At 33.8% G+C, this 21,993-nt stretch carries 17 protein-coding genes; 9 read left to right on the top strand and 8 right to left on the bottom strand.

Annotated elements, in window-relative coordinates; genetic code table 11:
- Positions 1-64 precede the first annotated feature (64 nt).
- Both P178_RS21915 and P178_RS0111475 read left to right on the top strand, forming a co-directional pair.
- Positions 65-4,339, top strand: coding sequence for a thrombospondin type 3 repeat-containing protein (locus tag P178_RS21915; RefSeq protein ID WP_231500529.1), 4,275 nt, complete (start codon positions 65-67; stop codon positions 4,337-4,339).
- Entirely contained in the window at positions 4,336-5,061 is a 726-nt protein-coding gene (locus tag P178_RS0111475) for a hypothetical protein (RefSeq protein WP_027066360.1), read from the top strand. The genes P178_RS21915 and P178_RS0111475 overlap by 4 nt, the downstream gene beginning before the upstream one ends.
- 63 nt (positions 5,062-5,124) lie before the next feature.
- Here P178_RS0111475 and P178_RS0111470 read toward each other — a convergent pair whose 3' ends face one another.
- The 5 genes from P178_RS0111470 to P178_RS0111450 form a co-directional block, all read right to left on the bottom strand.
- On the bottom strand, positions 5,125-5,826 hold the full coding sequence (locus P178_RS0111470) for a hypothetical protein (RefSeq protein WP_027066359.1): 702 nt from the start codon (positions 5,824-5,826) through the stop codon (positions 5,125-5,127).
- Between the two features lie 132 nt (positions 5,827-5,958).
- A complete protein-coding gene (locus P178_RS0111465) occupies positions 5,959-7,338 on the bottom strand; it encodes an aryl-sulfate sulfotransferase (protein WP_036146152.1) in 1,380 nt (459 codons plus the stop codon).
- Positions 7,339-7,454: 116 nt separating this feature from the next.
- Positions 7,455-8,192: a hypothetical protein gene (locus tag P178_RS0111460; protein ID WP_027066357.1), complete on the bottom strand. Its 738-nt coding sequence runs from the start codon at positions 8,190-8,192 to the stop codon at positions 7,455-7,457.
- Between the two features lie 13 nt (positions 8,193-8,205).
- On the bottom strand, positions 8,206-9,642 hold the full coding sequence (locus tag P178_RS0111455) for a RagB/SusD family nutrient uptake outer membrane protein (protein ID WP_027066356.1): 1,437 nt from the start codon (positions 9,640-9,642) through the stop codon (positions 8,206-8,208).
- Positions 9,643-9,661: 19 nt separating this feature from the next.
- Positions 9,662-12,727: a SusC/RagA family TonB-linked outer membrane protein gene (locus P178_RS0111450; RefSeq protein WP_027066355.1), complete on the bottom strand. Its 3,066-nt coding sequence runs from the start codon at positions 12,725-12,727 to the stop codon at positions 9,662-9,664.
- Between the two features lie 207 nt (positions 12,728-12,934).
- On the opposite strand from P178_RS0111450, the gene P178_RS0111445 reads away from it, so the two are divergent.
- The 5 genes from P178_RS0111445 (at position 12,935) to P178_RS23390 (ending at position 18,373) form a co-directional block, all read left to right on the top strand.
- Complete coding sequence (locus tag P178_RS0111445) at positions 12,935-13,516, top strand: ribonuclease HII (RefSeq protein WP_036146147.1); 582 nt, start codon at positions 12,935-12,937, stop codon at positions 13,514-13,516.
- A gap of 43 nt (positions 13,517-13,559) precedes the next feature.
- Complete coding sequence (locus tag P178_RS0111440; protein ID WP_027066353.1) at positions 13,560-16,013, top strand: hypothetical protein; 2,454 nt, start codon at positions 13,560-13,562, stop codon at positions 16,011-16,013.
- 116 nt (positions 16,014-16,129) lie between these two features.
- Complete coding sequence (locus P178_RS0111435; RefSeq protein ID WP_027066352.1) at positions 16,130-16,822, top strand: hypothetical protein; 693 nt, start codon at positions 16,130-16,132, stop codon at positions 16,820-16,822.
- Positions 16,823-16,939: 117 nt separating this feature from the next.
- The gene (locus P178_RS0111430) at positions 16,940-17,566 is read left to right on the top strand and encodes a collagen-like protein (protein ID WP_027066351.1); all 627 of its coding nucleotides are present in this window, start codon (positions 16,940-16,942) and stop codon (positions 17,564-17,566) included.
- A gap of 117 nt (positions 17,567-17,683) precedes the next feature.
- Positions 17,684-18,373: a collagen-like protein gene (locus tag P178_RS23390; protein ID WP_027066350.1), complete on the top strand. Its 690-nt coding sequence runs from the start codon at positions 17,684-17,686 to the stop codon at positions 18,371-18,373.
- A gap of 32 nt (positions 18,374-18,405) precedes the next feature.
- On the opposite strand, the gene lipB is transcribed toward P178_RS23390, so the two are convergent.
- The 3 genes from lipB to P178_RS22920 are packed head-to-tail and all read right to left on the bottom strand — an operon-like array spanning position 18,406 to position 20,049.
- Entirely contained in the window at positions 18,406-19,119 is a 714-nt protein-coding gene (gene lipB / locus P178_RS0111420) for a lipoyl(octanoyl) transferase LipB (protein WP_027066349.1), read from the bottom strand.
- A 26-nt stretch (positions 19,120-19,145) separates the two neighbouring features.
- Complete coding sequence (locus P178_RS0111415) at positions 19,146-19,883, bottom strand: hypothetical protein (RefSeq protein ID WP_027066348.1); 738 nt, start codon at positions 19,881-19,883, stop codon at positions 19,146-19,148.
- 10 nt (positions 19,884-19,893) lie between these two features.
- The gene (locus P178_RS22920; protein WP_074669928.1) at positions 19,894-20,049 is read right to left on the bottom strand and encodes a YqaE/Pmp3 family membrane protein; all 156 of its coding nucleotides are present in this window, start codon (positions 20,047-20,049) and stop codon (positions 19,894-19,896) included.
- Between the two features lie 78 nt (positions 20,050-20,127).
- Here P178_RS22920 and P178_RS23385 point away from each other — a divergent pair, with 78 nt between their 5' ends.
- Positions 20,128-21,207, top strand: a complete 1,080-nt coding sequence (locus P178_RS23385; RefSeq protein ID WP_051638248.1) for a response regulator transcription factor — start codon at positions 20,128-20,130, stop codon at positions 21,205-21,207.
- A gap of 97 nt (positions 21,208-21,304) precedes the next feature.
- Positions 21,305-21,868 (top strand): TlpA family protein disulfide reductase, encoded by a 564-nt coding sequence (locus tag P178_RS0111400; RefSeq protein WP_027066346.1) that lies wholly within the window; start codon positions 21,305-21,307, stop codon positions 21,866-21,868.
- Positions 21,869-21,993: the final 125 nt, after the last annotated feature.

Raw genomic sequence — 21,993 nt, 5'->3', positions numbered from 1 at the left:
AAATTTTAACTGATGTCTTTATTATATAAAGGAATATTTTTCTGATTTTTATAAAAAAATGTTAATGAAAATATTGCTTTTTAATGCATTCGCATTCTTAGCGTTTGCATCCGCTTCTGCACAGTTCAATGAAAATGCGCCTTGGATGAAAGAACTAAACGGAAATGAACAAACCTCAAAGTCTTTCAAAAGTACCCATTCTTTATATGATATCTCTGATGCGTTCAATGATTATTGGCGAGATAAAGACTATTCTAAAAAAGGTAGCGGATTTAAACCTTACAAAAGGTGGGAGAATTACTGGAGTTATTATATAGATAAGAATGGAAATTTACCTACTTCTTATGATTTATGGGAATCATGGAAAAGCAAACAAGAAAGTATTGGCAAAGAACTTAACCCAACTGCTAGTTGGAATGCAATAGGTCCTTTTACCCATGACACCTATTCTGGTGCTCTTTCTGGTCAAGGAAGGGTAAATGCAATTGCAGTAGACCCTAATAATGCTAACATTTGGTATGTTGGCGCACCTGCCGGTGGAATTTGGAAATCAATTGACGGTGGCGCTTCGTGGGTAAACTTATTTGACGATTTTCCCCAAATTGGTGTTTCGGGTATAGCAATTGACCCTAATAATTCGCAAATTATATATATAGCTACAGGTGATGATGATGCCGCAGATTCTTATAGTGTGGGTGTTTTTAAATCTATTGATGGCGGAAATAGTTGGAACGAAACTGGATTAAACCCTAGTACTTCTAACATTAATTTATTGATGAATGAAATTACCATTGACCCGACCAACTCTAATACTATTTGGGTAGCTACCAGTGTTGGCCTTCAAAAATCCATAGATGGTGGTACAACTTGGGAAGTAAAAAGAGCAGGTAATATTCAAGATTTTAAATTAAAACCTAATGACCCGAACACAATTTACGCGGTTACGTCTAATACTTTTGTGAAATCTACAGACGGAGGAAACACTTTTACTGAAATAACAGATGGAATTCCTGGAAGTTCAGGAAGGTTAGTTATAGGAACAAGTGTAGCAAACCCAAGTGGGGTATATCTACTTAGAGCTTTAACAGGAGGAAATAGTTTTGCGTTTGGAGGGCTATATAAATCTTTAGACAGTGGTGAATCTTTTACAAAAACAGCAAGTGAACAAGATATCTTTGAATCTAATCAAGCTTGGTTTGATTTAGCCATTGAAGTTTCCCCTACGAATTTTAATGAAGTATACACAGGTTGTTTAAATGTATGGAAAAGTACAAATGGCGGTAACACTTTTATTAGAGTAAATAGATGGAATGTTAGTGACCAAGGTTATACCCATGCAGATATACATACCATTAAAATTTTCAATAATAAGGTATACGTTGGTAGCGACGGTGGAATCTATATGTCTGAAAATGGGGGAAGCACTTTTACCGATTACACTGCTGGAATTTCTATTAGCCAGTTCTATAGAATTTCTGTAGCTAAAAATGATTCAGGGAAAATAACTGGAGGACTACAAGATAACGCTGGTTTTATTAGAGATCAAGAACAATGGAATGTTTTTACCGGTGGTGACGGCATGGATTATGAAATAGACCCAAACAACAGTAGCTTGGTTTATGGATTTGTACAGTTTGGTGGAAGTTTATTTATTTCTTCGGACTCCGGTCAATCTGTTGGTGTAGTTGGTGCACCAAATGATGCCAATGGAAATACAATTCAAGGAAACTGGATTACACCATTAGCTATAAGTTCTGACGGCAATGTTTACGCTGGTTTTGATGCACTCTACAAATTAGAAAACAATGAATGGACTAAAATTTCTTCATCTATAGGAACAGGAAATATAGATGATTTAGAAATAGACCCGCAAAATCCCGAAACTATTTTCGCTGCTGAAAGTAATATACTGTACAGAAGTAGAAATGGGGGGCTTACGTTCAGCTTAGTAAAAGTTATGGATTCTGAAATTTCAGATATGGCCATTAACTCAAACGACAGTAATATAATATACCTCACAACTTCTAATAGAGTAGGACTTGCTTTAACAGACCAACCAGCCGAGAGAGGTGTATTTAAGGTTACTATTGGTGAAACAGAAACTACTTCTGAGAACATAACTTATGACATACCTACAGATCAAGCCTTTTTCTCTATAGCGCATCAAGGCAGACATACAGATAACCCTATATATGTAGGTACTAGTTTAGGTGTTTACAGATTAGATGACACTTTAACCGAATGGGAAGAATACTATACCAATTTACCAAATGTTGCGATTAGCGATATTGAAATAAATTTAGATGGAGAGAAAATTATTGCCTCCACTTACGGTAGAGGTGTATGGGAATCAAGTATACCTATACAAATTCCCGATGATGAAATTAGATTGGTTTCTATAAGCCCATCATCTAATGAAGTTCTGTGTAGCAATTTTATTCCTACGGCGACGGTAGAAAACCAAGGTATTAATACAATTACAGCTGTGGATATTGAATATTCCATAAACGAAAGCCCTACTCAAACCTTTACTTGGACCGGTAACCTTTTAAGCAATGAAACTGCTATAATTGAATTACCCTTAGAAACCACAGTTACTTTTGGTACCTCTACAATAGCGTTAACGGCAACTATTGCCAATGACACTTATAATGATAATAACACTTTACAAAACAGGTTCTTTTTGAATGAACCTGGCTCTGGTGGTACGGTGAACACTTTTGAAACAGAAGAAGAATCGTTAATTACCTATAATGATGGTAATTCTGAAAATGTTTGGCAAAAAGGTATCCCAACAGGAACAAAATTAAATACATCAACATCGGGTACTAATGTTTACGGTACTAATTTAAGTGGCGATCACCCAAACAGTACCAAAGCTATTCTTTTAAGTAATTGTTATGATATGACTACTATTATAGCTCCAGTGCTGAAATTTAATATGGCTTATGACCTAGAATTAAACTTTGATGTGTTGTATGTAGAATACTCTATTGACGGAGGTGGCAATTGGGACATTTTAGGAAATATTGATAGCGAGCCAAATTGGTATAATAGTAATAGAACCAACGCACTTTCTGAAGAAGCGGACGATTGTCAAAATTGCCCTGGTGCACAATGGACAGGTGAAAATACTGATATGACAGCATATGCTTATGATTTTAATTTGAATGCTGCCAATGGAGAACAAAACCTTACCGGTGAAACTAATGTTCTATTCAGAATTGTTTTTCAATCTGACCCTGCAGTAACTCAAGAAGGTGTAATTATTGACGATTTTGTCGTTGATGGTTTACCAGATGATGATGACGATGATGATGATGGTATTTTAGATATTGATGATAATTGCCCATTAATTGCTAATGCCGATCAGTTAGATACCGATAATGATGGAGCTGGAGATGTCTGTGACACTGATGATGACAATGACGGTATTTTAGATGTTGATGATAATTGCCCATTGGTTGCCAACCCAAATCAAGAAGATGATGATTTAGATGGTATTGGTAATGTTTGTGACGATGACAGTGACAACGACGGTGTACCAAACGATATAGATTTATGCGATGACACACCAAATGGTACAGTCGTAAACATTGATGGTTGTGAGGTATTTTCTTTGCCAAATACTAACTTTCAGATTCAAACAATAGGCGAAGGTTGTAGCATAAGTAATAATGGTAGTATTTCAATTACCTCTGCAGATACATCTTTTAACTATAATGCAGTTCTAACAAACTCAAATGGCTCTGCAAACGCCAGCTTTACCGAAGAAAATACATTTACAGATTTAGCCTCTGGCAATTATGAATTATGTGTAACAGTTGAAGGACAAGATGATTACCAAGCATGTTTTGAACTTACTATTTCTGAACCAGATGCATTATCCGTATCCGCTAAGATAAATTCATTAAACAACGAGGTAACACTTAAGCTATCTGGAGGTGAATTATATACCATCTTTTTAAACGATAAAATGTATTCTACCACGGAAAAAGAAATTACTTTGCCTTTGGAAGATGCTTCTACATTAATTTCAGTTAAAACAGGTTTAGATTGCCAAGGAGTATTTAAAGAAAAAGTAGTACTGAGCGATGCTTTACTTATATATCCGAACCCAATTGAAGGAGGAGATTTAACTATTTATCTTGGAGCAGAAGCTGCACCTGAAATAACCATATCACTTTATAACGTAAATGGAACAAGTGTTTTATCTAAAAACATGAAACCATCTAATAACGAAATAAAGCTTAGTGTTGACGGTTTAGCCACCGGAGTTTATCTATTAAATATAAAATCTGGCAGTACACTTTCTAATTACAAAATTATAAGAAAATGAGAATATTAAAATATACATACTACATAATACTAGTAAACCTACTACTAATATCTTGCGGTGGTGGATCTGATAATGACACTCCTGTTGACCCCATAGTACCAGTTGTACTAGATCCAGATGCGGCAAGCTTAATATTTCCAGAAGACAATACGGAATGTAATGAAGGTGTTGTAAGCACTAGCGATGAAACAAAAAGTACCGTTACATTTGAATGGTCAGCTGCAGAGAACACAGATTCCTATGAGATTAAGCTTAAGAATTTAGATACGGGAAGTGTAACAACTGCCGTTTCTAATACTAACGAGAAAGATATCAGTATAAATAGAGGCACACCTTATGAATGGTATGTTATTTCTCTCGCAAATGGCACATCTACTAGTGCAACTAGCGACACTTGGTCTTTTTATAACCAAGGACCTGGAGTTGAAAATTACGCACCTTTTCCTGCTATTGCTATTAGCCCACAAAGGGGATCTACAGTTTCAAGTTCTAGTACCACTATAATTTTAGAATGGACAACATCAGATGTAGATGATGATATTGTCTCTTATGAAGTTTTGTTCGATACTAGCGAAACACCTACAGTTTCTTTAGGTGAAACAACCGAATCAACTATAGAAGCTACTATTGCTTCAGGCAACACTTATTATTGGAAGGTTATTACAAAAGACTCATTTGACAATTCTTCTATCTCTGAATTATTTGAATTTAGAATAGAATAACAAAATTAAAAAAGCCAAGGGTGCAATTGCACTCTTGGCTTTTTTAATTTAATAAATATTTTTTTATAGCGAGTTATAATAATTAAGGAAACTAATTACATCTTTCTCTTGACGAAGGTTCAATTTATTTTCCTTCACATATTCTTTCATTTCCTCTTTTCTATCTCCCGTAAAGTCCAAAATACTTTTTTTCGTTAGACGTACTTTAACCGCATGATTTTCCTCATCGACATCAGTTTCATCTAATAAATAATATGAACTGTTCCACACATATGTTGGTGGAGAATACTTTTCATAAGATGTACTTGGGCTACGTGCTTGTTTCAACAAAGCTTCCGGCTTGAACAATAATTTCAAGTTTCCTTCATTTAAATTCGTAAAATAGCTTGTCTTTATAGATTCATCATTATCAACATATGTATAAATACTGTACATCTTACCACCAATTTCTACCTTTATATAGGCTCGCTTTAATAAGGAATAAAAAGAATCTTTAGAAATATTATCTAAAATCTCTACTTCATTTCTGTATGCGTTATAACGCATCTTCCCTATTTCTTCAACTTTATCATTTACAATAACTTCTCCATGAACAAACTCTTCATTTAAATAAGGTGTTCCCTTGGCTTTTGAAGGTTCTATCTCGGTACTACTAGTAACAAAATTCACTATACCTTCCTCAGGTACTGGCGAATAAGCGTTTTGTCCATTTACGTTGTTGATTACAAAAGTGGCAATGAAAATTACCGTTAAAATTTTATTCATTTTATGCATTGATTATGGGACAATTTAATTGTTTATTATGAATTGAAGTGTTTAAAAACTGTTATTAAAAACTTAAAATATATAGTTTTATAACAAATTATTATACGACCATTCTACTGTTAATTTTAAATATTACGGAGTATCATTATTTAAAAAAGAAATAGCTGGACTATCAAGATTATAGTGATAAGATCTCCAGTAGAAACCAGTACCCTCAAACTCCCAAACTACTTCTTTTGCATTAGTTACTTCGATAACACCCATAGAACCAGAAGTTATCAATGTATTGCCATTATCTAAACGAATTGCTCCCGAAACTCTAGCAGAATAAAGATTATCCCTAGTGTATTGCCATACAGTTTCTGGTTCATTATTTTCATTTGGAATTAAATTCAATTCTGCCGGTAAGCTAAATTCGTAAACTACAGATTGTTTAGTATCGCCATTTCCATTAGCATATACTAAAATATTACCAGCACCCGGCAAACCATCTTTTAAAATATTAGGGAAGTGATTATTGTAGAATAATCGTTCACCACTCTCGTTATTATAAGCCCTAGGATTTCCAAAACGATAAACTAAATCTCCACCTTTACCAAAATTACCACCTGTATCTATTATAGCTTCCTCAGCAGTTGTACTATGATCAATAACCCAAACCTCACTAAAATAGTTTACACTTAAATAAATTAAATCTTTATTACTATCATAACTTAATCCATTTGCATGCATAATATCACCGTCAGGACCTGTTTCCTCTCTTAAAACATCTATAAAGTTGATGTTAATTTTTTCAGGGTTATCTACCACAACACCAAAATACGGTTTAGAACTATCAGCATCTTGAACTATATGGTCCCAAGAATCCCACTTCCAAACAACTTCATTTGTAGTTGGGTTTATTTCTATTATGGATTCCGTATACACTTTTTCCTCCTCACCAAGGTAACCTATGGCGTCAAGTTCATCGGGTAGTCTTAGATCCCACACTAAGGCCAATACATTTCCATTAGGCAACATTTCAACATCATGATGGATGATATGTTCTTCATTTGCCAATATAAACTCCCAATCAATTGAATTATCAGGATTTATTATTTGGATTATTCCACCAAATCCACCAAAACTAAAAGCTGGAGAATCTACTCCCAATGACGCCAAAAGCTGACCATTAGGCATTAACTCCACATCATTACCTAAACCAAATTCTAATTGCCATTCATGAACAATTTTTGCAGAATCTTTTTCCATTAAATACACCCGATCCTCAGTAGCTTCGTTGAACAAAACATATCCTTCTTTTGACAAAGAATTATCATACAGCAATACATTACCTGTTTCCCCTTCAACAGGATAAGCGGTTTGAACAGGATCATCTGGTTCTGACTCCTCTTCTACAACTTCTTCTTCTTCCCTTTCTTCAAAATTATCTACAGTTTCATCATCTGAAGAACATGCAATACTATTTAACAAAAGGCAACTTAATACACCGATAAATAATTTATGTTTCATAACAAGTTATAATTGGTTTTATATTCTGTCGTACTATTAGTCTAAACTTTAACATAAGGTAAAAAAAAATCAGGCTAAATTGCTTCAGCCTGATTTTTATAAATTAAAATAAATCTTTATTGATTAATACAGAACTCTTTAGCTTCTGAAGAACCAAATGCTCCTCCACCTTCAAGTACATTAAGAATAGAACAAGTAATGGTATAACTACCAGTTACAGTTCCGTCAACTTGACCATCGCCATAAGAATCAAAAATTGTGAATGTATAACAACCATCTTCCAAGAAAACTTCTTGTGTATAAGTATCACCTCCTGTTACATTAACAAAAGGACCATCAGAAGCAACTACCGTACCATCGGCATCAGTAATTTCCCAAGTAGTTTCTCCACCATAAGTATCTGTAACTACGGTCACCAAAATATCGTTACATACAATCTCCTTGAAATACTCAATTTCCAAAGTATCGTCAAATGCAACACCACCAGCTGGTGCAGTTAGATTTACTATTAAAGAGTACACCTCACCATCTACTAATGGATCAAAGTTTAAAGAAACATTTAAAACCCCGCTATATTCCCCTGCCGGAATAGTTACAGATCCAAGTGCGTAGTTAGACGAACCACCTACGGATTCTTCATTTACGCTTACATCAAAAGTTCTATCCGCATCAGCTACAGTAGTTACATTAACGGGAACTTCAATATCTAAACCTTCAGTAGGAACAGAAACATTAAATTCAGTTTCTGCAAAAGAAACACCAGTTTGACCATTTTCATTATCAAATACTATATTCTCTTCTTCACAAGAAACAAAAGCAAATAGTACTGCAATTATTAAAATATATTTTTTCATAATTCTTTAATTTTTAATAGCCAGGATTCTGAACCATGTTTTGATTAGCATTGATTTCTGCAATAGGAATTGGCAACTGAAATCTAAAATTGTCCGCTTCTAAAGTAGGAAACTCAGGCGGAGTTCCAGAACCGTCAAGTATATCTCCCATAGTTGAACGCTGTACAGGTTCACCACGACGCTTTAAATCAAAGAATCTATGCCCTTCAAAAGCTAACTCAACTCTTCTTTCAAATTGAATGGCATCTTCTAAAGCTTGACCAATTTCACCACCTTCATATGACACGTATCTTAAATCTCTAAGTTCGTTTAGAGTAGATAATGCGTCCTGACCTAACTCATACTGAGCTTCTGCTTTATTCAATAAAACTTCTGCAGCTCTCATAACTTTGACATCCACACGACCATTCACTTCACCAGCTTCACCTAAAAATTTTGATATAGCATTATACTGATTACCACTGTTTTCACCGATGTAAGAAATCTTGTCCAATCTTAAATCATCTTCATCAAATGAATTGAACAAATCAAAATCAAATGCAAATTCCAAAACATCCGAAGTAGTAGTTTGACTATATAAGACCCCTACATTGTTACCAGTACTTTCAACAGATGTATTAATTGCTAATTTAATTACTAAACCTGCTTCATTAACATCTGTATACATATCCTCTAACTCTTCAGCTGTAGCCAAAGGAATAGATACTTGATTAGCAGCATCTATTGCTAATTGATAATCTCCATTATAAAGATATACTCTAGAAAGAAGACCATAAACACCATCTGCGTTTAATTGACCTTCTCCATTTTCACCAATTAATAAACTTGCTCTTTCCAAATCACCAATGATCTCAGCATAGTTACTTGCAACTGTTTCTCTAGCAGGCTCAGCAAATGGATCTTCTGTATCCCCATCCTCAACCTTTAGATAAACCACACCTAAAGAAGCGTTAGCATCAGCAGACTGTGTAGGTATTTTACCATAGACCCTAACTAAATCAAAATGAGCCCAAGCTCTAATAGCTAATGCTTGCCCTAAAATGTTATCCTTTTCATCACCGTCTGCCAAATTATCTATTTGACCGATAATCAAATTTGCAACATTAACTGCCTCATATGCCTCACTCCAATACAAATCAATAGCACCAGCTGTACTAGCAACATATCTATAGTCGTAATATGCACTATTAGACAACCTACCTGTTTGAACTTGAATTACATTATCAGAAAGGATGTCAGGAATACCCTGTAATCCAGAACCAGTGCTTGAATAATAATTCCATAATTGTCTATATGCACCGTCTACACCGTTTTGGAATGCTGAAACACTATTAAAAAATGTTTCAGGGTTACCTTCTACAAAAGGCTGTAAATCATTCAACTCATCATCGCAGGACATAAAGAATCCGAACGAAAACAAAAGAACTAATAATTTTATATTATTTTTCATTTCTATCTTTTTTTAATTTTTAAAATCCTACTTCAACACCAAAAGTATAAGACCTTGTATTAGGATAACTAAATAGGTTAAATGAACCAGGAACAAATCCATTATCACCAGGCTCACCAGATTCCGCAGAACCTAAACCAACTTCTGGATCTCCATTAAATTCAGTAACTGTAAATAAATTTTGTCCGGCTACGAAGAATCTCAAAGAATTTAATCCAATACCATCAATCATATCTCTAGGCATGTTATAATCTAAAGTCAAAGTACGCAATCTCAAGTAATCACCCTTTTCTAAAAATCTAGTAGAGGTTTGATCAGCCGTACCTTCAAATAATGGACTAGGCAAAACATTGGTATCACCCGGTTGTTTCCAATAATTAAAAGCTTCCACTCTTTGGTTACTTGCAATACTCCCAATTGCGACACCTGAAGAACGCTGGAAGTTATAAATATAATTTCCTCCCTTGTAAACGAAATCACCCCTTAAACCAAATCCTTTATAAGAGAATGCTGTATAAAACCCGCCTTCAAAATCAGCTATAGGCGATTTTCCTTCTTGTATTTGCTGAAAACTATCACTAAACTCATTGGTTATATTACCATCTAAATCATAATACAATGGTTCACCGTTAGCTGGGTTAACTCCTGCATATTCAACCGCATAATAAGAATTGATTTCTTCACCTACGCGTAAAATGTTATCTCCAAATGTACCTGTTATGATATCTTCACCATTTACTAATTCAACAACCTCATTATCAATAAAGGTAATGTTTCCACCTAAAGTCCATTTGAAATTCTGAGTTCTGATAACATCTCCGCTTAAAGAAATCTCAATACCAGAGTTTTGAACTTCACCAATATTAGATGCGATAGAGTTATCCTCATCACCAATAGTATAAGAAATTGGTCTATCTAACAATAATTCTTTAGAATTTTTCTTAAAGTAATCCACAACACCATTTAATCTGTTGTTGAACAAACCAAATTCTACACCAACATCAAATATTGCTTGAGACTCCCACTGAATTTGAGGGTTACCTACACCTACCGGTAAAGCCGTTGTTTGCCCATTATATGTATTTGCAAAATCTAACAAGTTCAAATACTGGAAATCGTCGATATTCTGGTTACCCGAAGTACCGTAAGAAGCTCTTAATTTCAATGTATTGAAAATAGAGTTTTCCATAAAGCTTTCATTAGCAATGTTCCATGCCGCACTACCACTATAGAAGTATCCATATTTATTTTCCGAACCAAATCTAGAAGAACCATCTCTTCTAATAGATCCAGAAAGAATATATCTACCATCATAGTCGTAGTCTGCAAATAAACCTTGAGAGAATAAAATTCTTCTAGATTCTGTAGAAAACGCATTTGTAGGTTCAGCCGCAACAGCTAAATAAGGAATATCTGGTGAAGGAAAGCCTCTACCAGCAGTCAATAATTCTGTTGCAATATTTTCATTATATTCTAACAAGAAACTTGCAGAAAAATTATGAAGCCCATTAAAAGTATCCGAATACGTAAAAACGTTATTTACATTATATTCAAAGTCAACATTTAATTCGTCTGTCTGAGTTCCGGGAAATGCAGCTGAACCTACAATAGAATTCAATACACCCCCTGCTATAGATCTGCTGGTTCTATTGTATCTGTTACTAATTAAACCGACACTAAAATTATTAGAAAATTTATCACTAAAAGTCATTCCAGCAGTTAAATTCCCTATCAACAATAGATTCCTTGTATCTTCTGGCTCAGTAATTAATGCATTTGCAACAGAAAAACCTGATCTGGTTGGGTTATATACATTTTCTCCTTGACTATCCGTAACCAATGACCCGTCATCGTTCGTTAAAAATAATGGCTCATAAGGGTTATAGTCATACATTGCCCTAAACGGATTCTGCACATTGTTCCTATCCCTTGGCAAATCTGTAGTACTACGAGATACAGAAACATTAGCCCCAATATTTAACCAATCTTTTGCTTGATAGTTTGTATTCAATCGAGTAGAAATCCTTTCAAATCCATCGATATTTTCAATAATACCAGAATTCTTGTCATATCCTAGAGATAAAAAATAAGTTAATTTTTCATCACCTCCAGAAATAGAAAGGTTATTTGATTGAATCACAGAATTTTTCAAAAGAGCTTCTTGCCAATCAGTATCTAAAGCAATTAAACGTGCAAGCTCAGCATCATCCGCAGTTGCACCAGGTCGACTTGCAGCAGAAGGCACACCCACAGCAGCATACTGACGCTCCAACTCTAATTTTTGAGATGCATTCATAATATCAAAATTGTCTGGAATTTTTTCACCAAAACCGTAAGAAGATGAAAATTTAATTCTAGCATCACCTGCTTTACCTCTTTTCGTAGTAATTAAAATAACACCATTAGCACCACGAGAACCGTATTTAGAAACGGTAGCCGCATCTTTTAATATTGAGAATGTCTCAATATCACTTGGATTCAAGTTACTAATTGGGTTAAAATCTCTTTCCGTATCAATTGGAATTGGAACACCATCAATAACATACAAAGGAGTAGTTTGTGCATTAATTGAACCAACACCTCTAATTTGAACGAAGGCAGTATTACCTGGTCTACCATTTGCAGCAGTTACCTGTACACCTGCAGCTTGACCTTGCAAAATGTTATCAATACTAGTAGAAGGTACAAATGCTTCAATTTTCTCAGCAGAAACTGTAGAAATTGCAGATGTAGAAAGTTCTTTAGATCTAGAACCATACCCTACAACAACAACTTCTTCCAATGCCTCAGCATCTTCTTCTAATTGTACATTAATAGTGTTAGATGCACCAACACTCATTGTCACTGTTTTTTGACCTAGGTAAGAAAATCTTAATTTTTCACCTTGATTTACGTTGATGGCATAGTTACCATCAAAATCTGTTTGAGATCCGTTTGTTGTTCCAACAACTACAACCGACACTCCCGGTAACGGCAAACCGCTTTGATCGGTTACAACACCGGTCACTGTTTTTTCCTGTGCAAAGGAAAATGTCATGAAGAGCACCAATAAAGGTGTCAACATCCACGTCAACTTCTGTTTCATAAAATTTGTTTTTGAATTAGCTTGCGCCAAAAGTCCAAAAATTTGCTTAGTATTCCAAAAGCTATCTTAACCCAAAAAAGTTATATGTTAAAAAAACACGTATTATTATTTTTTTCTTTTCAAAAGGAGAAATTTGTTGAAAAAAAAACAATTATTTAACAATAAATCATTATTTAAAATTCAAAATTTTAAGTTAAAAAAAACATAATGCTTCTTAATTTTTACAAAAATATTAACGAAACAGGTACCGACGAGGCTGGCAGAGGCTGTTTAGCAGGACCTGTCACTGCTGCCGCAATCATTCTTCCCGAATCATTTGAGAACACTATTTTAACAGATTCAAAGCTATTATCAGAGAAAAATAGAGGATTATTAGAGCCTCTTCTAAAGAGCGCAAGTATCTGTTATGGTATATCTCATATACAACATGATGTCATAGATGACATCAATATCTTAAATGCTTCTATTTTAGCAATGCACCAAGCAATAGATTCATTGTCCAAAACTCCAAATTATATAATTGTTGACGGCAACAGATTTAAACCATATAAAGACATTCCGCATTCATGCATAATTAAAGGAGACTCTAAATATTTAAGTATTGCCGCAGCTTCAGTTTTAGCGAAGACGGCTCGAGATGCCTACATGTTAAAACTTCATGAAGAATACCCTATGTATAACTGGAAGAAAAACAAAGGCTACCCTACCAAAGAGCATAGAGCGGCTATTAAAAAATATGGTCCTACTAAATATCATAGAATGAGTTTTAAGCTTTTGCCCGACAACTAAACCTAATTATACAAATAGTATAACTTTGCAAAAACTTATCTGAATGAGGCATACCTTATTATATGTAGTAATAGTACTATTATGCATAAACTGTACGAATAACAAGACCACGGAGAATTACGTATTAGATTTAGTTCCAAATAATGCTGCCTTAGTTTTTAAAATTAATGATTTTGAGACCTTAACAGATGTACTTTCTACTAACGAAATTTTAAAATCGCTAGAAACTCAAAAGGCATTCGCCAATATAAAAAATACCTTAAAACCGTTACAACATCTATCTAACCAGAAAAAAGGTTTACTAGCCTTATCTATTGACAGCACACACTTAGATTACACCTATATTTCAAATGATAGTCTTTTAATACGCAATTGGGACAGCATTACCAGCAAAAGCATTGAGACCATTTCTTTCAACAATACAAAAATTACAAAATACGTAATTGAAGATTCCACTTTCTTTAGTTCTCATATCGAAAACAATTGGGTTTTGTGCTCTTCTCAAACTTTACTACAAAACATAATAACCAATATTGAAAACCCTAATACCAACGAAGAATTAAAACGATTCTATGATGTCTCTAATGAAGAAAAGATTTTGAATGTTTTTCTTGACATTGAGCATGGCGAAACATTGCTTAAACAGCTTTTTGATGAAGACCAAAATATTTCGAATTTTGCAAGATGGTTAACTCTAGACCTTACCTTAAACGACACGGAAATTCTACTAAACGGCGTTGCAGAATCGAATACTGATGAAAACAAGTTTTTAAGTTTTTTTCAGAATACTAAACCAATACAGAACAAAACATGGAATTTAGCGCCGAGCGATGTAAACTATATAACATCATTTGGTTTAGATGATTTTAAAAAATACTCGGCAAACAAAACAGTCTTAAATTCTGCTAAAACAGCATTAGACTCCTTATTGACTACAGTTGAAGAAATTGGAATTACCGAATATGACAATGAGCATATATTATTCTTAAGAACTTATGGTACGGCAACACTATTGGATTACTTTAATGAAGAAAAAATTTCTACCGATGAATTTAGTGGCAACGAAATCTGGGAGTTAAAATCAAACCTTGAAATTTTTGAACCATTGACCCCATTAATTGGCGAACATTCATTTAAATATTCTAGTATAATCGAAAACACTTTTATCTTCTCAAAATCTAAAAGCGTATTAGAATCGGTTATTACAAAAATTAAAACGGGAGATACTTTTGATAAAACCATGCTTTTTAATAATGCCGAAAGTAAACTTACTTCGTCATCAAGCGTACTTTCTATTTCTAACTTAAAAGGTGCTGTTTCAATTTTAAATGAATCGGTTTCTAAAACACTAGGAGATTCATTTAATAAAAGTGACTTAAACGATTATGTTTATGGCTCGCAATTTATTGCCGATGCCGGTTTTTTTCACACAAATTTTTTAATTAAAAAAATAACAAAAGAAGAAGATCAAAACTCAGTCTCTTCTGCATTTGAAGTTCAATTCAATACAGATCTAGCAACATTGCCTCAATTTGTGACCAACCATAGCAATGGAAGAAAAGAAATTGTAGTCCAAGATCAAGAAAATATACTTTACCTTATTTCTAACAGTGGGAAAATTTTATGGAAAAAACAACTAGACGGACTTATACAGGATAAAGTACACCAAGTAGACCTATTCAAAAACGGCAAATTACAATTAGCATTTACAACAAATAATGAATTCTTAATTTTAGACAGAAACGGCAAGGAAGTAAAACCGTTCACCAAAAAATTTACTGGAGGAAATTTAAACCCTCTGGCTGTATTTGATTACGAGGGCACCAAAAACTACAGATTTGTTGTTACTCAAGATAAAAAAGTGTTCATGTACAACGGTAAAGGTGACATTGTTAATGGTTATAAATATGACAAAGCCGAAGCTAATATTTTAGCTGCCCCACAGCATTTTAGAATTGGGAAGAAAGATTATATTGTTTTCAAGCTTGAAAATGGGCGCTTAAAAATAACTAATAGAGTAGGTAATACAAGAGTTAATGTAAAAGATAAATTTTCGTTTTCCGAGAATGACATTAAACTTTATCAAAATAAATTCACCTTCACATCTGAAGATGGAATCTTGTATCAAATTGATTCTCAAGGAAAATCCACATCTAGTAATTTAAACCTTGCAAAAGACCATGGAATAGATGCCACTTCTAGAACATTGGTTATTATGAATGATAATATATTACATATACGCGATAAAAAAGTGGAACTTGAATTAGGGGTGTATTCTAAACCAATCATTTTCTACCTGAACGATAAAATTTACGTTTCGGTTACCGATATTCAGAATCAGAAAATTTACTTGTATGATAGTCAAGGAGCATCTATACCAAACTTTCCGATTTTCGGCAGTTCCAACATAGATATGGCAGATATGAATCTAAACAAAAGAGCAGAGTTTGTTTTTAAAGATCAAGAAAACAGCATTAAAGTCTTTAAAATAAGATAAAGTATCAAACTGAAAAATACACAAACATTTATACCAATTACACAAATAGGATAAATAGATAATTTGATTTCCATATATTTAAGTAGTTATTAAACAGAACCTTAACTACAAGTAAAATGAAAACTAAACTTCTTCTTTTCTTATCTTTCTTAATTGGCACTACTTCATTTTTTGCTCAAGACAATTGTAGCAAATTTTACCCTATGACTGAAGGTGTATCTATGGAATACACCAATTACAATAAAAAGGGCAAGGTTGAAAACGTTAGCTCGTTTAAGGTTGTTGATGTAAATAATACGGGAGGTGCCACAAATGCTACTATGGATATCAATTTAAAAGACCATAAAGGGAAAGACATCTATAGTACCAACTATAATCTTACTTGCAAAGACAATGTTGTTACTTTAGATTATGAATCATTATTGCCTACAGAAATGATGCAGCAGTATGGTGATATGGATATTGAAGTTTCTGGTAATGATATTGAAATACCAAACAATTTAAGCGTTGGCCAAAACCTTAGAGATGCCAATGTATCTATGAAAATTGGCATGAGCGGCATTAATATGAATATGACCGTTAATATGGTGAATAGAAAAGTAGAGAAAAAAGAGAGTATTACTACTACTGCAGGAACTTACGATTGCTTTGTGCTTTATAGCGAAAACCAATCAAAAATGATGATGGCAAACCAAGTATACCCAACTAGAGTTTGGTTGGCCGAGGGTGTAGGTATGGTAAAACAAGAGACGTACAAGAAAAACGGAGATGTAATGAGTAGTACAATGCTCACAGCATATAGTAAATAACAACTTCTACACCTATCAATAAAAAAAACCGAAGCTTATGCTTCGGTTTTTTTATGCCTTATTGTTAACCTTTAACCAAGTGCTTCATTAAGAGGAAACAATCTTAAAATATTTAAAATGAAGACAACAACAAATTTTATTAAGTGTGCAATTTTGCTATGCGCAATTATATTGACCTCATGTTCAAAAGATGGAGACATTGGTCCAATTGGACCTCAAGGTGAACAAGGAATACAAGGTGAGCGAGGTCCCACAGGAGAAGACGGTGAAGATGGAGAGAATGGTGAAGACGGTGAAGATGGCAACGCCAATGCGATATCTTCTAGTTGGCTTGTAGCAGATTTTCCAAATAATTATTCTTTCTCTGCAGCAACTGTTACCATTAACGATTCTAGAATTACGCAAGATGTATTGGACAATTATACTGTTTTGGGTTATTTTTCTTTTAGTGACAGTTATTCTGAAGTTTATGCCATACCGTTTACAGAACCTTTATTCAGATCTTTTATTATGGAGCAAAAAATGGCTATTGGCGAATATAAAATTACCGAAATGGGTAATTTAGATACTGTAGACACTATTGATCCTGTAGATGGTTTCGTACGCTATGTTCTAATTGCTAATTCCACAATTACACTTAAATCTGGAGAGAATAATCTACATACCGTTAGCGCTATGAAGGCCAACAACGTAAATCTTTCTAACTATCATGAAGTAATGGACTACTTAGGAATAGATTATTAAACTATGAGTTTAATCAAATGAAAAAACCGAGGCTTACATCTCGGTTTTTTTTGTACACTATTGTTAACCTTTGCTACTTAGTTTTCATTAAAAAGAAATAATCTTAAAATAAGAAAAATGAAAACTACAATGACTATTATTAAATGTACACTCATGACTATTGCTATTGCATGTACCTCATGCTCAAAAGATGGGGATATTGGTCCTAGTGGACCCCAAGGAGAGCAAGGCATTCAAGGAGAACAAGGTCCTGCTGGCGAAGATGGCGAAGCACTTGGCATACCAGGTCCACAAGGTCCACAAGGTGAAACTGGAGCCACTGGAGCCACTGGTCCGGCTGGTGAGGATGGTACAAATGGTGCTGACGGGGAAGACGGCAATGCAAATGTATCAACATTCACTTATGATCTTTCAACTGAATCTGGTGCAACTATTGCTATTACAGCCACCGCTTTAACTCAAGATGTTGTTGAAAACGACCTTATACTTGGTTATCTTTTAAAAAATGAAGATACCTACACCCCTATTCCTTCGTCAATATATGCTTTTGGACTAAATGACAATAGTGATATAGCTGTTGAAATACAACTAAATAGATATTGGATGTTTTTTTATGAAGTTGGCACAGAGAATTTTAAATCAGTTACTGCTGGGCAATTGGACGAACTTAAATTAGTGATCATAGAATCAAACAGCACAACTTCTGGAAAATCAAGTAAAGAGGACATACTTTCAAAAATGAAGTCCGATGGAGTAAATACCGATGACTACTACGCAGTAATGGATTACTTCGGTTTAAATTTTTAAACCTATATAAATACACACTAAAAAACCGAAGCTTATGCTTCGGTTTTTTCTATTATTTCAGCTTCAAAAAGTACTTGAAAATGCTTCAGTAATTTTTGTTTAACTTCCACCAAGTCCACCTCTTTTTTTCCTAATTCCACATTTAATGAAGTAACAGCTTTTCCTTTTATACCACAAGGAATCATCATATCAAAGTATCCTAAATCGGCATTTACGTTCAATGCAAAACCGTGCATGGTCACCCAACGGCTAGCACGTACGCCCATTGCACATATTTTACGTGCAAACGGAGTACCAACATCTAACCATACTCCTGTTTCCCCTGGTGAACGTTCAGATTTTATTCCGTACTCTGCTAAAGTTAAAATGACCATTTCTTCCAGAAAACGAAGGTATTTATGTATATCGGTAAAGAAGTTGTCCAAATCTAAAATGGGATAGCCTACAATTTGCCCAGGACCATGATAAGTAATATCTCCTCCTCTATTAATTTTATAGAAAGTTGCACCTTTGGCAGCTAATACTTTTTCATCTACTAATAGATTGGAAATATCACCGCTTTTACCCAACGTATAAACATGAGGGTGTTCAACATATAAAAAGTGATTAGGAGTTTCTAAATCCAGAGCTTCTCTCCTATTTCGGATTTTTAAGTCTAAGGTTTCCTTAAATAACTGTTCTTGGTAGTCCCAAGTTTCCTTATAGTCTTTAAAACCTAAATCTTGTATTAGCACTTTCTTGTTCATCTTACAAAGATATGAAAAGCTAAATCCTATTTTTCTAGCTCTACTTCAATTACAATAGATTCTGGATTTTTCATCATATCCAAGAAATTTACTTCGTGAATCATGGTTTTACCATCCATTGAAAATGTAGCCTCCTCAATATTAGTAGATTTAACCCGCTTTGGAAAATGGTATTTAAATGTATATGTAGAACTGGACAGAAACATTTCTGCACTTGCCAAACTATCAATACTTTTTTCAAATAAGGCTTGATCTAAAATAATAGTCTCACGTTTAAACTTATTCTTTTTAAAAGTATAATTAACTTGTGTTGTCTCCTCTGTTGCACTATTTGGCATAGATTTGCCTCCTGCAATTGGACCTACAGCACTAGCATTTTGAAAAGCGTTGAATGCATCATTTACTTCAGAAACCTTTTTAAAATCTGTATACATATTAAAGTTCATTACCCCATTGTCTGGATCTACCTTCATATGTAATTTAAAAGGCTCTAGCCTTTTCAATTTAGCCTGCTCCTCTGCAGATAATTGAGCAATACTATCCTTTTTATCTTGTAATAAATCTTTGAATACAAGTGTTGAATCTATTGCTTTATCTAATTGTGTAGAATCTGAGGCAGGTAACATTTGCATCATTTCTCCACCATCAAACAGTATGCTCATTTTACCAGAACCGTCTTTATTAAAATAAATCTCTTCGGTAAAATTACAAGCAGCAAAAAGTACTGTTATTAAAACAGCTGACAAAATTTTAAAAAGTCTCATGTATTTGATTCTAATTTGGATTATTCAATATGACCAATGCAGCGATTACACCTGGCACCCAGCCGCAAAAAGTCAAAAGTAGAACAATTAGAAAAGACCCACAACCTTTACCTAAAACTGCTAAAGGGGGAAAAAATATGGCAAGCAATACTCGAATTAAACTCATTTGATTATTATTTTGATTGATTGATGTACCTTATACGTCGCAAGTATAATCGCTTTGTTACAAAATCTGTTATTTTAAATGATTATTATACCACCAATGCTTAGAAAGTTTTTCTTAATTATTATTCTTCTCTCCTCTTCCATTGGTCTATCTCAATATAATTTCAAAGGTCAGATTGCAGAACAAAAGAGCGGCAAAACTATTTATCTCTCCATCATTGAAGATTACAGAAAGTTCGGTAGAATTTCTATGAATCAAATTCTAAAAAAAACCACGACAGACTCTTTGGGTTATTTCAGTTTTAACGGAAACAACCTTATTAACGAAAATAGAATCTATAGAATTCATTTAGATGGTTGTCCAGAATCCTCTTCTAGTTCAGAACATTTTTTTGGCAGTTGCGAATACAGTAAGAGTATACTATTTATAGCCAATAATACTGACACCATTACATTTCCCACCTCATTTAATAATGAAGCCCTTTGTGAAATTACATCTACAAACAGTAAATCATCTACCTTTTTAGATATTGATGTATTAAAGGACCAAATGGCTTTCGATTTTAATGATTTTAGAAGTGACGCCAATAGAAAACTAAACTCCAAAAAATGGTTCTCCACCTTGCAAGATTTTGGAGAAAAACTAGATGAGCCTTTAGCCGAACTATATATCTTCAATTTCTTATCTGACAAAAGAAATGAAACCTACAATTATTACTTAAAAGACATTGGCAATACAGACTACTATATAAAACTTGGCGAAAGATTAAACGCAAAATACCCTAAGGCACCATTTACCAATCTGTACTTAAATGAAATTGCCATAGACCAACAGATTGCCGATAGCAACGAGCCAACATCGCAATTATGGAAATGGCTTCTACCATTATTGCTTACACTGTCAATTGCACTGAATATTTACTTTTTAATTAGAAATAAACAAAATGTAAAAAATGCAGACAATGAAGCTCTTGAAAAATTAACGGAGCAAGAGCAAAATATTGTTCAACAGATTCTTGAGAATAAAACAAATAAAGAAATTGCTTCTTCTATGTTTATAAGTGTTAGTACTGTAAAGACACATATCAACAACATATATAGAAAATTACAAGTAGCTTCAAGAGATGAAATTAAACGGCGATATAAATCCCTAACTTAATTTCCACCTAGGGTCTAGTACCTTTTTCCACCCCATTAAATCCGTTTTGCACTAACAATTTCTAGAATTTTCAGGTCTAATATTAAAACTGAAAATAATGAAATTATCATTTGTATTGACCACACTTCTTTTGAGCTTCTTCCTCAACACATTTTCTCAGAACACCAACCAAGAGGTTAGTATTGAAAATCAGCAGCCGTTTTTATTAGGAGAAATAACTATAGACGGCCTTTTATCCAACACCTATAAAACCTGGTTTATATCTAATTTCGATAATTATAACACCGACAGCAAACAGATAGATTTGATTAAAGATAAATTGAAACCTTATAAAATTTTAGTTTTTATGGGTACTTGGTGTGGCGATAGCAAACGTGAAGTGCCAAGGTTTATAAAAATTCTAGAATCTTCTGAATATGCTATGGATAACTTAAAAATAGTAGCCTTAGATAAGCGAAAAGAAACTTATAAAAAAAGTCCTCAAGGCGAAGAATGGGGTTTGAATATACGTAGGGTTCCTACTTTTATATTCTATAAAAACGGACGGGAAGTCAATAGAATTATTGAAACCCCTATTACAACTCTAGAAGATGACATTTTAAAAATTATTTCAGAGGAAGAATATATCCCTAATTATTCAGCATCATTACATTTCGACTGATGTACTTTTTGGTAAATAAATGCTATAAAAAAAAACAATAATAAATCTAGGTATCACCAACATCTAAAAAAAAGGAATGAACCAAAAAGATTTTGCAATTATTGATAGATTGCATCGTTCAGCAC

It is taken from the genome of Maribacter sp. Hel_I_7, from assembly GCF_000688315.1.
Lineage (GTDB): Bacteria > Bacteroidota > Bacteroidia > Flavobacteriales > Flavobacteriaceae > Maribacter > Maribacter stanieri.
Note: the sequence above shows the minus strand (reverse complement) of the source record. Positions and strands in the feature narration are given on the sequence as shown.